The sequence below is a fragment of the Acidaminococcus fermentans DSM 20731 genome (assembly GCF_000025305.1).
GTDB classification, from domain to species: Bacteria; Bacillota; Negativicutes; order Acidaminococcales; family Acidaminococcaceae; genus Acidaminococcus; species Acidaminococcus fermentans.
On the sequence record NC_013740.1, the window covers coordinates 1,388,086 to 1,402,163 of the forward strand.

At 53.6% G+C, this 14,078-nt stretch carries 11 protein-coding genes; 1 reads left to right on the plus strand and 10 read right to left on the minus strand.

All coding sequences use genetic code 11. The annotated features are described in order from the left end of the window. Positions 1-9: 9 nt before the first annotated feature. Entirely contained in the window at positions 10-453 is a 444-nt protein-coding gene (locus tag ACFER_RS06415) for a hypothetical protein (protein ID WP_012938606.1), read from the minus strand. A gap of 296 nt (positions 454-749) precedes the next feature. Between ACFER_RS06415 and ACFER_RS06420 the strand changes: the two genes are divergently transcribed. Continuing rightward, the gene (locus ACFER_RS06420) at positions 750-1,607 is read left to right on the plus strand and encodes an Rpn family recombination-promoting nuclease/putative transposase (protein WP_012938607.1); all 858 of its coding nucleotides are present in this window, start codon (positions 750-752) and stop codon (positions 1,605-1,607) included. A 517-nt stretch (positions 1,608-2,124) separates the two neighbouring features. Here the strand turns inward: ACFER_RS06420 and ACFER_RS06425 are convergent. From ACFER_RS06425 to trpS, 9 genes are all read right to left on the minus strand, one after another. Then, positions 2,125-4,908, minus strand: a complete 2,784-nt coding sequence (locus tag ACFER_RS06425; RefSeq protein ID WP_187287512.1) for a DEAD/DEAH box helicase — start codon at positions 4,906-4,908, stop codon at positions 2,125-2,127. A gap of 129 nt (positions 4,909-5,037) precedes the next feature. Beyond that, entirely contained in the window at positions 5,038-6,441 is a 1,404-nt protein-coding gene (locus ACFER_RS06430; RefSeq protein WP_012938609.1) for an EH signature domain-containing protein, read from the minus strand. Continuing rightward, complete coding sequence (locus tag ACFER_RS10870; RefSeq protein ID WP_012938610.1) at positions 6,434-7,141, minus strand: OmpA/MotB family protein; 708 nt, start codon at positions 7,139-7,141, stop codon at positions 6,434-6,436. Before ACFER_RS10870 ends, ACFER_RS06430 begins: the two co-directional genes overlap by 8 nt. Before the next feature lie 11 nt (positions 7,142-7,152). Further along, entirely contained in the window at positions 7,153-9,003 is a 1,851-nt protein-coding gene (zorA, locus tag ACFER_RS06440) for an anti-phage ZorAB system protein ZorA (RefSeq protein ID WP_012938611.1), read from the minus strand. A 170-nt stretch (positions 9,004-9,173) separates the two neighbouring features. Then, positions 9,174-9,656 (minus strand): DUF805 domain-containing protein, encoded by a 483-nt coding sequence (locus tag ACFER_RS06445; RefSeq protein ID WP_012938612.1) that lies wholly within the window; start codon positions 9,654-9,656, stop codon positions 9,174-9,176. A gap of 167 nt (positions 9,657-9,823) precedes the next feature. Next, the gene (locus ACFER_RS06450) at positions 9,824-10,717 is read right to left on the minus strand and encodes a DMT family transporter (protein ID WP_012938613.1); all 894 of its coding nucleotides are present in this window, start codon (positions 10,715-10,717) and stop codon (positions 9,824-9,826) included. A gap of 82 nt (positions 10,718-10,799) precedes the next feature. Then, positions 10,800-11,408 (minus strand): DUF2271 domain-containing protein, encoded by a 609-nt coding sequence (locus tag ACFER_RS06455; protein WP_012938614.1) that lies wholly within the window; start codon positions 11,406-11,408, stop codon positions 10,800-10,802. A gap of 50 nt (positions 11,409-11,458) precedes the next feature. Beyond that, entirely contained in the window at positions 11,459-12,817 is a 1,359-nt protein-coding gene (locus ACFER_RS06460; protein WP_012938615.1) for an MATE family efflux transporter, read from the minus strand. Between the two features lie 14 nt (positions 12,818-12,831). Further along, the gene (gene trpS / locus ACFER_RS06465) at positions 12,832-13,893 is read right to left on the minus strand and encodes a tryptophan--tRNA ligase (RefSeq protein ID WP_012938616.1); all 1,062 of its coding nucleotides are present in this window, start codon (positions 13,891-13,893) and stop codon (positions 12,832-12,834) included. Between the last annotated feature and the right edge of the window lie 185 nt (positions 13,894-14,078).

A 14,078-nucleotide genomic window follows, 5' to 3' on the forward strand; every position in this document is an offset into this window, starting at 1 on the left:
TGCCCTGGTTCATTCCCTTCCATCGAGCCGTTTCAGCTGCAGGGATACGATGTTTCCGAAATCACACTGGTCGGCCACCAGATCGCAGGTTACATTCTGCTTCCATTCCGGATCCATCTCATCGATGAACTTCAGGGCATCCCCTTCGCTCATCCAGTCCCCATCGATGGCCACCGGCCCCAGGAGATAGGCGGTGAACACGATGGTCCCCTGGTTGTCTTCATTCCCTTCCTGGTAAATGGCCTGCTCCAAAGTTTCCGCCTGGGGATCCAGCTTTTTCAGCACCTCATTGAGCCCCGCCAGAGCCTCCTCAATCTTCTCCATAAAAGGCCGTGCCGCCTCCGGGCTCATCCGGAATTCATAAAAATCCGGCCCCTGGCAGAAATTCACATACCCATAGACCGCCGTTTCCACCGTACCAAAATCCATATCCTCTGCCAATACAAAGCTCATGATAAAACCCTCCTTTTGTTTTCCTGATTCCAGTATAGCAGAAGAAGTGGGGAGAATTGGGGACAGAATGTGGTTCATCGGGAGTCGTTGGTCGTTCATCGTGAGTCGTTCATCGTCCCGCTCTGCACTCTTCTCCGTGCATCCCGCGGGGCCGTGTCTGCCTTCTGACCAGGCCCCAAAAATCCCATTCATGCCGGTAAAATGCCTGATAATGACCTTCTTTTTCCAGTTGGGAAGGATTTTTTCTGTTCCCTTCAGAAGAAATTCCCCATACAACTTTTTAAGGAGGCCAGTCTATGGAAAGAATCAAAACCTTTGACGAACTCACCATCCGGGACAATTTTCTCTTTCAGCATGTCATGCGCAATGAACGGCTTTGCAAACATCTGATTGAAAAGTTCCTGAACATCCAGATCCGTTCCCTCCAGTACCAGAGTTTCGAAAAAACCATCGATCTCCGTCTGGAGGGCAAAAGCATCCGCCTGGATGTCTTCGTGGAAGACAATGAAGGCCGTGTTTACGACATCGAAATGCAGTGTTCCAATTCCCCCAGGAATGACCTGGCCAAACGCAGCCGTTTCTACCAGAGCCTGATCGATGGAGAGCTGCTGGACAAGGGCAAACCCTACGAAGAACTGAATCCGTCCTACGTGATCTTCATCTGCACCTTCGACCCTTTTCACAGAGGGCTGCCCATTTACACTTTTACCCATTGCTGTAAAGAGGATAACAGGGTACAATTAAAAGACGAAGAGACCCGGATGTTCCTGAACAGCAAGGGCAGCGAGAATGCGGCAGATCCTGACATCGCCGCCTTTCTCCGGTACGTGGACGGAAAAGCGGCTGAAGGAAGGTTCGTGGAAAGCCTGGATCAGGAAGTCCATCTTGTCAAAAGTATGGATAAAGTGAGGCGAGAATACATGATTTTAAGCGATGAAATCAGAAGACGCCAAAAAGAAGCAGCAGAAGAAGGCTGGCAGGAAGGTATGCAGAAGGGCATGCAGAAGGGTATGGAGAAGGGCCGGGAAAAAGAACGGGAAGCCAACATCCTGGGCATGCTGAAGGAAAAGATCCCCGTGGAAACCATTTCCCGAATTACCCACTATTCCCTGGACCAGATCCAGAAACTGGGAAAACTGCATGGATTGTTATAGGTTGGAAAACGCTTTGGGCGTTTTCCTTCCGAATGGAAAGGCCGCCGGAGATTCCGGCGGCCTTTGTCAGCTGTCAACAGTCAGCTGTCAGCGGCCGATTGACGCCAAATGCCGGGCATTTGCCTTTGAATGGATCTGCCCCTTGGGCGGCCGGGACGGGCTCTCCTCCGGATAGCCCCTACGACGTTGAGGTCAGAGATATAACGAAAAATCTCAGAAACGAGGTTACCGAAGGCCCCGTTTCTCTGACCTTTGGAATCAGACATCTGATACCAACGCCGCAGGGGCGATCACAGGCCCCCCTTCCTGACTTCCGGTTTTCAATCCGCCCTTTGCAAGGGCATAAGCAGGCGCCCGACGCTTTAGCGGCGTTGGCGGTCGCTTATGCCGTAGCTGGGGACCAGCCGCAAGGCTGGTGGTGGGTTAGCAGCCCCCTGGGCTGCGTCTCCCTTCAAAAGCAGCTGCTCTGGCAGATGGTTTCCTTTTGCGTGGGACGAAAAAGGAGCTCTGCCGCTTTTCACCCTGCCGCTTCTTCAATCCGTTTCAGCATGGCCAAAGCGTTTTCTTCACTGGCTTCCGTAGGATACAGGGCACTTCGGCTCAAATCTCGTTTGTACTGAAGCAGAGCATCCAAATTCAGGTCAAAAGACGCCTCCTCCGGAAAATCCGTATCCACTGCCATGGGAAGATAGACGGTTACCGCCTTTTTCTGCCCAATCCGGTAAGCCCGGTCCGTGGCCTGGTCTTCTTTGGCCGGATTCCAGCAGCGACTGAGATGGATTACATGATTGGCTCCGGTGATGTTCAGCCCCACACCGGCAGCCTCCGGGGACAGCAACAGCACCTGGAACCCTGAGGCCTGGTTGAACTGGTTCACCATTTTCTGCCGTGCCACAGCCTGTGTGGTCCCGTTAATGGGCGGCTGCACCTGGATGCCGTAGACCTGTTCCAGAAAAGTCCGTAGCAGCAGCTGAATCTTCCTGCTTTCCACAAAAATCAGGGCCTTTTCCCCCTTGGTTCTCACTCCATCCAGGATTGTTCTTGTCCGCATCAGTCTGGCAGAGGAACCGAAGAAACAATCTGGATCACCCAACGAATATCTCTTTCCATTCCCCGCACCAAGACTGGGGCAAAGAGAAATATCCCGGAGACGGGCAATGGCCTGGAGCATGGTAATGGATTTTTCTCCCTGCCCTGCCTGTGCTTCCCGGACCACTTCCCCATACAGTTTCCGCTGTTCTTCCGGCATGGGATCCTTGAAGCGGAGGATTTCTTTGGCAGGCAGTCCCAGATTCACATCCTCCTTCAGCCGCCGGATAAAACAGGGATCCAGATTCTTCCGCAGCTGGTCTCCCAGTTCTTTCAGCCGTCCCCCCTTGTTTTCCAGATTCTGCAACTGATGCTGATAATGGCTGTTGAAATCTTTCAGGGATTCCAGTTTTCCCGGTTCCACAAAATCCATAATGGTCCACAGATCCGTCCAGGAATTTTCTACGGGAGTTCCTGTCAGTGCCAGCCCGAAATCGCAGTTCATGGCCCGTGCCGCTACAGAAGTCCGGGTGGCCGGATTTTTGATTTTCTGGGCTTCATCCAGGATCATGACACTCCAGGCCACCCGTCCAAAAGAAAGCTGAAGTTCACGAAGGGTTTCGTAGGTGGTCAGGATCAAGTGATTCTGACTGTAATCAATCTGCCGTTCCCGGTCCTGAAAATCCAACATGGAGACTTCCTTCAGATTGGGGTCCGGGGGCCGGAAATAACAGCGGCTTCCGTCCGGATTCCGGGCCCAGTGTTTTTTCAGCTCACTGCCATACATGGGCACAATACTATCGAATACGCCTTCTGCCACAAATTTCCGGTATTCTTCCATCCAGTTCTGGAGCAAGGAAACCGGTGCCACAATCAGCACCGATGCCATGTCCCTGCTGCCATAGGCTTTCTTCAGTGCTGACAGGAATCCAAAAGCCTGCAGGGTTTTCCCCAGACCCATATCATCCGCCAGCAGCACCCCATGACAACCACTCTCCCAGCAGGCCGCCAGTTGTTCCATCCCCACCTGCTGATGGGGCATGGGGCGAATACCCTCTTTGAGTCCCTTGCCCAGAAAACTTCCCAGACGGTTCCCGCCCAGCTGCTTTTCCCGTTTTGCTTTCCGAGAATGATATTCCTGAGAAAGGAAATTTTCCTGGATTTGCAGAGATGCGTCTTTTTTCTTTTCTCCGGTATTTTCTGGTCCCTGCACCTGGTCCGTTTGTTTTTCTGCAGCTTTTGCCTTCAGCTGATCCACATAGTCCAAAAATTCTGGCGTCAGTTCCACTTCCTGACTGCCCAGGACAATCCATTTTTCTCCCCGGTCCAGAGCATCACTGACCTTCAGGAACAATTCCGGATAGTCTTTTTCCTTCAGATGAAATGTTTCCGTCTTATGAGCTGAACCTTCCCGGCCATCTTCTTCAACGGTTCCTTCCGGAGGCAGCCATTTCCGTCCGGAGCTGAGAGAAAAAGGCAGATCCGGAGCCAGGAATTCCCCAATGGAAACCACCCTGTCCCCGTACACACCCAAATCAAAATCAAAGGCTTCAGAACCGAAAACCTCCCGGGGATGTTCTGCCACCTGTCGGGCCGCCTCTGGAGAAAGCCGCTGGCACTGGCGCATTTGACGGATGCCTTCCGCCTGTTCTGGAGTGAAAACATACTGGGTCTTGTCCGGCCCATAGATTTTCCGTGTGTTGTAGGGATTGCTCCGAAACCCCTGGTCCAGCGAATCTGCTTCGATCCGGGTATAGGAATCCCCATCCCTCCGCAAGAGGACCGGCAGTACGGAAAAAGAACCGTCTGGATTCTTTTCCAGCCGCACGGAAAGCTTGTCAGCCGTAACAACTTTCTGCCGTTCCATGAACCGGTCCAGGGTGGCATGGATTTTTTCCGCCCGTTCCTTGATCCGGGCCAGCTGAAGAGTATTGTACTGACTGACTTTCCCTCTGTCCTGGATTTTCTGGCTCTCCCGGTTGCTTTCTTCCACCAGGCTCAGCAAATCATACTGGTCACGGTTGAACCGGTAACAGGTTTCCCGGCTAAGCTCCACGTAAGAACCCCGTACTACCAAGCCATAAAAAGGCGTCCCGTCCGGGCGCAGGTATTCCACCTCATACCGAAAGGACGGGGAGCCCAGGCTGCCATGACTGCGAAGGGTGATTGTATAAGGGAAATAATCCGGCAGTTCCAGAATTTCCGAAATTTCCGGATCAAGGTCCACCGCCTGGACATGGGGCAGCAGGAATCCTTCCGGTTCTTCCTCCACTTTCCCTTCAGAGGCCAGGATTTCCAGCTGTCCCTGGATCAGAGGCCAATCTCCTGTAGGTTTTGTTTGGTGACAGGGATAAAAATATCCTTTCTCTTGGGCTATCCAAAAGTGGTGGTTGGTCATATTTTACCTCCATCGGCTTTCTTTGGGCTGTACTCCACAGTGTCTCCGCACCCATTCATTGACCTTCCGCTGCCAGGAACCGGTTTCTGAACTGGAATGGACAAAATCCTTCTCCACATTGGAAGCCTGTGTAACGTCCGAATAAGAAAAGCCTTTATACGTATATTTCGCCTGATAAAAAGGCAAGGGCTCTTTTCCCCTTTTCCAAATTCTTAGTTTGCCATTGTGACTGGCTTCTATAAAAACATAATCTCCAATGCTGAACATCAGCAGACTTCTCATCGAATCTCCCGACCCGTTTAGCCTTCCAAAGCCCATTCCCTGTTTGGCCAGCTCCATGCGCCAGGCGATCCGTTCCGCATCGGGGCCCAGGAACACCCGGGTATAGTACATGGCATCCAGATACTTTTCCCAAAAGTTTTTCCGGTATTTCCACATATTTTCCGATGTGGCAACCTGGCGTACTGTCTTGGAAATAATGGTAAAGAACAGGTTCAGATCGTTCTTTTTTAACCAGGACAGGAAAATTTCCCGGGCTCTTTCCTCCACATCCACCCAGTTCAGGCTGGCTCCCGGATCCCGGGGATCTCCCAGCGCCTGAAACAGCAGGATCCGTACTTCTTTTTCCCGGTTTCCGTCACCGAACCGGTCCGTCAGATAAATCATCTTTTCCGCAGCATAAGGGACCATGTTCCCACAGGCTTTGTCCTCACAAATTTCTTTCAGCACGCCGAACAGTTCATCCCAGTCGTCCTCTTCCTCCAGCTGGAAAAAATCTTTGACGGCCCACTGTGAAAAGGATCCATACCACAGGTTCACCGGCCAGCAGAATTCCTCCAGCGCCTTCCGGAAGCTTCGCTGTTTCTGGATTTCCCGGGTCAGCAGCTTGTGTCCGTTGGGTTTCAGCAGCTGTTTCCGGTTCCGGAGATACAGCACCGATTTCAGCAGTTCCGGATCTTTCTGGAGAAACAGGGAGATGCATTTCTGCATCCGTTCCCCCTTGTAAGGCTGTCCGTATACAGTGAAGTAGGCAAATACCAGATTCCGGAAGGTGTTCCGCCGGGCGGAACGGGGAATTCCCTCTTGAATGACCTTCAGGATGTCCTGAAGCAGTACTTCATAAAAACGGGGTTTTTCTTTTTTTTCACGGGTCAGCAGGACCGGCAGGAAAGGAACCTCCCGCCTTAGGTCTAGCTGTACTTTCTTCCCTCTTTCCTGTACTTTCACCTTGGTATAGAGTTCTTCCATGGTCACCGGATCCAGTGCTGGCCGTCTTCCGGAATCGGACACTGTCTTTTTCAGCCATTTTTCCAGTTCCACCGGCCTTCCGGGATGCAGACAGACTTCAGGGAGGCGGATTTTAAAAGATTTCAGCCGTTCCAGACTGTGCATCAGCGACTTATCCATGACTTCCTCCCGAAGGCTTTTCCCCAGGATCCTGGGGCGGCATCATAACAAAACGGATATCGATTCGCCGATTGGCGGCTCTTCCCTCTTCCGAATTGGGATCCAGTCCGTTTTCCCGTACCGGCCGGGTTTCCGCATAACCGGAGCAGGAGAAAATGGGCTCTCCCCGGGGATTCACCAGCCAGTTGAATTCCGGTACATCATTCCGCATAAGGTTCCAGGTATTGATGGCCCGCTGTGTGGAAAGTTCCCAGTTGGACTGGAAAAACTCGTTGTGGATGGGAACATTGTCCGTATGGCCTTCAATGAAAACTGTTTCCAGGGCTTCCCGGTATTCCGGACGGGTCATGGTTTTCAACAGGGACTGACTCAGCTTGCCCACAGCCGCCTGGCCCTGTTCCTTGATATTGGCTTCCCCGGATTCAAACAACACACTTTCTGGGATCCGCAGCACCCCCTGCTTGGTGTCGATCCGCACCTGGAGTCCCTGAGCTTGGAGATCCTTCCCTACATCTTTCAACAGCTGATTCCGCAGTTCCGTATTCCCTGTATATTTGTTGGTCACCGTCTGGAAATTCAGCATGAAATAGCACAGAGCCAAGATAAAGATGCTCAAGAGCCCAGCCATCAGGTCGCTGACCGAGGTGGTAAAGGCATCACCGCTCTGTTGGGCCTTCTGTTCTTTCTTTTTCTTCCACATTCAGATTCTCCTTAGTGCCGTCTGTTCTTGTCCATGGCATCGGACAGATCCTGGATGGAATCACTCAGACTCTGGTTGATGGTGGACACAGAATTCATGGCCTCTTTGATGCTCTTGTCGTACTGACCAAGAGTTTCAGACAGCCATTTGCTGGTGGAAGTATTGTACTGTTCCAGAGTACGGGCCAAAGTATCCGTAGCATCCCGCATTTCCCGGCTGACTCCCTGGAAAGTCTGCTGATAGTTTTCCCAGGCACTGCGCATGGTACTCATGGAGTCCCGGATCAGTTCCAGGTCTTTCTGGCTGCTCTGGCTGACCTGGACCAGCTTCTGGACGTTCTGATCCACATGGCTGTTGAACTGGTTGCTGGCGCTGACCACCAGGTTCAGCTGACTGCCCAGGGTATCCGCCACCTTCTGCATGGGTGTGCTGGCCAAAGCAAACTTGTCTGCCGTTTTCCCGGCCGAAGCCATGATTTCCCGGTTGTGGCCCAGCATTTCCTTCAGCCCGGCCATATAGGCATCCATGGTCCGGTTCCGTTCCTGCATATCGTGCTGGAGCTGTTTCAGCACTTCCAGTACGGAATCTTTCATATTGGCCGTCACCTGAATCATTTCTTCCTTCTGGGTCCGGGTGCTCCGGCTCATGGTATCTGTAATCTCCTGGATGGTCCCCCGGGTAGCCTCCGTAGTCTGGAGCAAAGCCTGGTTGGCTGTCCGGCCGGCTTCCACCATCTGTTCCAGTGCCGCTTTCAGGTTGGTATTCATCTCTTCCACCAGTTGCTTCATGGCCGTCTGGCTGGCATCACTGGTAATAGCCTGTTTCTGGATATTGGCGTCCATGGCTTCGTTCAGTTTGGTTACCATCAGTTCCACCGAACCCTGGAGCCGGGCGGTATTTTCCGCATTCAGCCGTTCAGAGACTTCCATCATACTGCCCATTTTCCCCTGGAAATCCTGAAGAGTCACGGCCAGGCCCTGGATCTGGTCCCCGGCCCCCTGTTCGATGGATTTGGACAGGGTATCCCCGGCACTGCTGCCCAGTTTGTCAATGGACTGGTTCAAATCCTGGAAAACCGGTTCCAGGCTTTGGGTGAAGGATTCTGTTAAATTGTTCTTCAGTGCCACATCAATGCTCTGGCTGAGCTTTACAAACATGTCTTCCAGACGGCCCACCAGTTCCCCATTCAGTTCCCGCATGGCATCCGTCTGGTCTTCTGCCTGTTCCGCCTGATGAGACAGAAATTCTTCCAGGCTTTTAGAGGGGAAAAGGGTATTGAGCTGATCGATCAGAGTGTCCAGTTTTTTGGTGTAAGGACGGTAAATCCAGCTGTCAACGAGGTTGTACACCAGTGCCAGGATAAGGCCAACCACAGAAGTCACAAAAGCCGTTTGTGTCCCGCTGAGCAGGACTTCAATCCCGCTTTTCATAGTTTCCACATTACCCAGGTCGATGCCGCTGATTCCTGCGGTAATCCCGGCAAAAGTCCCCAAAAGCCCCAAGCCGGTAAAAATTCCCGGCATGGCATGGAATAGGTCCAGAGGCAGATTGTCCAACAAAGTCTGATCATTGTAAAAAGCCTCCGGATCCTGGGTCATCAGCACCCCTTCTGCTTTGCTTTTGAACAGCGTCCGTTCAAATTTCTTCCAAATCGAATCATACGGGGCCTGCCCCATTTCTTCCTGAAGATTTCCGTAATTTTCCCTGATGGATTCCCGAGAATAATTCTGCAAAACAGAAATAATCTGTTCCACAAAAGAACCAGCTTTACTGATTCTGAAAAACCACAGAATACAGAAACCTGCAGCTATAATAAATAATAAATAGAAAAAATCTGAAATCCAAGACAGCCAATTCCCCATGAAAATTTCCTCACCTTCATTTTATTGTTTATCACTGCATATGTTCTTATTATACACTGAAATATACATTTCGTCTCTCATTCCATTATTTTTGTAATTGTTCTTGTTTATGGTCATAAAGCAGCAGGGCAGGACCTTCCTAAAAGAAAATCCTGTCCTGCCCATGGCTTTTATTTATTTTTAAAATGATAGTAGCCGTCGTCTTCCTGGATTTTGTTCGGTTCTTCCCTGTTTTCCAGAATCCCCCCAGGCACAAACCCTAACCCGATCATAACCACCGCCAAACCATGGGAAACGGCCTTCACTTCCACAAAGGTCAGGGCCAGCACCAGCAATGGAATACCCACGGCCAGGCGATTGCTGCCGCCGATGTCCCGGATCCGCCGGGACATGGCAGCGTACATTCCCGTCCCCACCACCAGGACCACAAACAAGGCAATCCACCCGGGAAAACGGCAGGCGGCAAACAGCAAGAGAAACGAAACCAGGTACTGGATCAGGTAGGCTTTCCTTCCTGTTCGGCCTTTGAATGACAGGGGATTGCCTTCCGCCGCCAGGCACCGGATGAGAACAATCATTCCCGCAATAGCGGGCACCCCATATTCCAGGAACAGCCCCAGTTTGACAGTCCCCCAAAAGAAATCATGCAGCATACATTAATACCCTCCATTCCGATATTGGATTTTCTCTATATCCATCATACCAGAATTGGTGGGTAAAATATGGGACGGAAAAGCATCAGGCTTTCCAGGTGCAGCTGTGGGTTCATCGCTGGTCGTTCATCGTTGGTCGTTTTGGATGCCAGATGCCGGGCATCTGCCTATGAACGGTTGCGGGTCCTCCGGGCGGCCAGGGTGTTCAGGACCATGGCGGCCACGATGCACAGGGCTCCGGTGATCAGGCTTGGGGTCATGGTCTCCCCCAGCAGGAGCACCCCCAGGACCATGGAGGTCAGGGGCTGGAGGGGATAAAAGGAGGCGCAGTAGGTGGCGGGCAGCTTCTGGAGCAGTTCATTCCACAGGAGATGGGCCAGGGCGGTGCACACCAGGCAGGTATACAGCAGAGGCATCCAGACCGTCCCCGTAAAGGACACGGCGGCGCCGGTTGCCCGGACAAAGACCCAGGCGCTGGGCAGGGAAAGCAGGGCGGCAATGGCCATGCCGTAGCCGGTGACCAGCAGGGGATCATACCGGGCAGTGAGTTTCTTCAGATGGATGGTGGCATAGGCCCAGGAAAACAGGGCGAATACGCAGATCACCATGCCGGCGGTGGTCACTCCCTGGGTGGGCCTGCCGATGATGATCCCGGCCCCTGCCACCGCAACCAGCAGGGACAGCCCCTGGAGTTTCGTCACCTTTTCTCCCAGAAGGATAATGGCCAGACCGGAGATCACCACCGGGGTCAGGGAATTGATCAGGGAAGCAAAAGAGGCGCTGGAATACTGGATGCCCAGGAACAGGGCGGCATTGGAAAGGAAATACCCCACCACCCCCACAAAGAACAGTTCTCCCCAGTCTTTCCGGGCTATGGCTATACGGCCCTGGAGAGTATGGTACCCTGCGGCCAGCAGGATCACCGAAGAAAGGGCGTACCGGATGAACAGCACCCACAGGGCCGGGATCTGCTGCAGCACCAGGCGCCCGGAGATGTACAGGCTGCCCCAGATGACTATGACCAATGTGCAAAGCAGGGTGCTTTGCCAATTTTTACTCATTGAAAATCGCCTCGGTTACAAATAAATACAGGGGCTGCTGCAAACACAACAGCCCCTGGTTCCAGGATTCTGCACTGAATCTCTACGGCCGATACACGGCCTTCACGTTGGTGACCATGTCCTTGTTGGCGGCCTGGTCCGGTTCTTTGGTACGTTTTTCTTTCATTTCCAGGTTCTGTTCCTTCCCGCCTTTCTGGAAGGTGCCGGTGTAGACGGCATCGCTGTCCTGGAACAGGGTGGCTTCCAGCACCAGTGTGTAGGTGCCGTCGGGTGCGTCCTTGCCGCTGTCATCCTTCCCGTCCCAGGCCACTTTCACCTGTCCGGACTGCGGAGTGGCCTGGGTAAAAGCGTCCACTTTGGCCTTGTCCAGCTGGGCCACCCCGGATTTCTTCACCCACTGGGGCAGGGCCTGGTTCTGTTTTTTATAGCCTTTCGTGGCCACATATTTGGTAGCGAACAGGGTCCGGACCACTTTGCCATTCCCGTCTTCGATCCAGGCGGCCATCTGGTTGGTGGCCTTTCCGTCTTTTCTGTTGTAGGTGTATTCCAGGGTCAGAGGCCCTTTGGCCTGGGCCGCCGCAGGTGCCTTTTCCTGGGCTGCCGGGGCTGCTTTCTTTTCACTGCCGCAGCCGGCAAAGAGGCTCATAGCCGTCACTCCGGCCAGCAGCAGGCCGGTCAGTTTGCGATCCATATGGTTTCTCCTTTGCAGTAAAATTTTTTTCCGCTGATTCCTTTTCTCCTTCAGGCACTTTTCAGCCCGGTGATCCGTCTCTCCCACCCGCTCTTGTGGTAATAGATCCACTGGAGCAGATTGCACATCATCCAGCCCATGGGATAGCCCAGGGCGATGGGGATGATGCTGGGGGTCAGATGGCTCACCACCAGCAGGTACAGTTGCCGGAAAAGGACGAAGGAAAACAGCATGATCACCATGGGTGCCCGGGCATCTCCGATCCCCCGGAGCATCCCGGCCAGGATCTGGTTCATGCAGGCGAAGATGTCAAAAAGGCACACACAGCGGATGAACAGTACGCCTTTTGCCACCACTTCCGGCTCCTGGTTGAACAACCGCACGATATGCGGGGCCAGGAAAAATTCCGGGATCACCAGACAGGTGGTGGCCACAAACGCCATGGTCATGGCCACCCGGATCCCTTTGTGGATCCGGTCCGGATTCCCGGCACCGGCGTTCTGCCCGGTAAAGGTGGTGATGGCCAGGGCAATGCTCTGCATGGGCATGATCACGAACATATCCATCCGGATATAGATGCCCCACCCTGCCGTATAAGCAGCGCCGAAGGCATTCACATAGGACTGGACGAAGATGTTGGAAAAAGCCGTCAGGGCCATCTGGAACCCGGCGGGCAGCCCCACATCCACGATTTTTTTCAGCATGGTCCGGTCCAGGCGCATCTCCCCCCAGGTCAGGGAATAGATCTCCCGGCTGCGGAAGAGCACCACCAGCACCAGCACCGCCGAAACGAACTGGCTCAGGATGGTGGCGTAAGCCACACCGGCCACTCCCCAGCGGAGCCCGATGACGAAATACAGGTCCAGCACCACATTCAGGAAGGAGGTGAGGGCCAAAAAATACAGCGGCCGTTTGGAATCTCCCACGGCCCGCAGGATGGCGGACCCCATGTTGTAGATCATCAGGCCGGTGATGCCGGCGAAATAAATCCGCAGATAGGTGATGGAATGGGGTGCCACCGTAGGCGCCGTCTGCATGCTCTTCACCAGGAAGGGCGTGATGGTCCAGCCCAGGGCCATGAACACCAGGGACAGAAGGAAGGTCCCCACCAGGGAGGTATGGACCGCCCGGCGCAGTTCTGCTCCCATTTTTGCCCCGAAATACTGGGCGATCACCACGCTGGCCCCGGTGCTCATCCCCAGGAAAAAGCCCACCAGGGTGTTGATGCAGGGCATGACGGAGGTCACCCCGCCCAGGGCCGCAGAACCCACGAAATTCCCCACCACCACAGAATCCACTGCATTGTACAGCTGCTGGAACAGGTTCCCGAACAGGAGGGGCAGGGCAAACCAGAAAAGATGCGGGAAGATCCCGCCCCGGGTCATATCCTTCGTGGACGTTTTGGCCAAGGAATCACTCCCTTTTATTTCAGCAGGTTGTCGTTCTCAAAGTAGTTGATCTTCATGGCGGCGCGTACTTCGGAGAGGGTCTGAGCGGCTTTGGCTTCGGCCCGGGCAGTGCCTTCCTTCAGGATGTCCACCACTTCCGGTTTCCGGGCTTCCCAGTATTCCCGGCGTTCCCGGATGGGGCCCAGTACGGACTGGAGCACTTCGTTCAGGAACCGTTTGATCTTCATGTCGCCCAGGCCGCCCCGCTGGTAATGGGCCTTCAGCTCATCCAGGTTGGCGTAATCGGGCAGGAAAGCGGCAAAATGTTCCGGTTTGCTGAAGGCGTCCAGATAGGTGAACACCGGGTTCCCTTCCACATGGCCGGGATCGCTGACCTGGATATGGGTGGGATCGGTGAACATGCTCATGACCTTCTTTTTGATGGTGTCCGCATCATCGGACAGGTAGATGCAGTTGCCCAGGGATTTGGACATCTTGGCTTTTCCGTCCAGGCCGGGCAGACGCAGGCAGGCCTTGTTGGAAGGCAGCACGATGTCCGGTTCGGTGAGGGTTTCCCCATAGACGCTGTTGAACTTGTGGACGATTTCCCGGCACTGTTCCAACATGGGTTTCTGGTCTTCCCCCACAGGCACATGGGTGGCGTGGAATGCGGTGATGTCCGCCGCCTGGCTCACCGGGTAGCAGAAGAAGCCCAGGGGCACGCTGGCTTCGAAGTTCTTCTGCTGGATTTCCGCCTTGACGGTGGGGTTCCGCTGGACCCGGGCCACGGTGACCAGGTCCATATAATAGGTAGACAGTTCGAAGAGTTCCGGGATCAGGCTCTGGATGAAGATGGTGGCTTTCTGGGGATCGATGCCCACAGCCAGGTAGTCCAGGGCCACCTGGAGCACGTTCTGCCGGACTTTTTCCGGGTTTTCCGCATTGTCGGTCAGGGCCTGGGCATCGGCGATCATAAAGTAGATTTCGTCGAATTTCCCGCTGTTCTGGAGCAGCACCCGTTCCTGGAGAGAGCCAACGAAATGGCCCACATGGAGATGGCCGGTGGGACGGTCCCCGGTCAGAATGATTTTTGTCATAACGATTCCTCGCCTTCTGCTGTTGTTACAATATATTGAAAATCAGTGCGTCATGTATAACTATACTATGAATGTGGCTTTTCTTCAAGGGGCCGGGGCACTGTCCATTCTAAAAAAACACTTGTATTTTCCATGGGAATTCATTATACTTAAGGACGATGATTTGTCAATATTTTCTAAAACCT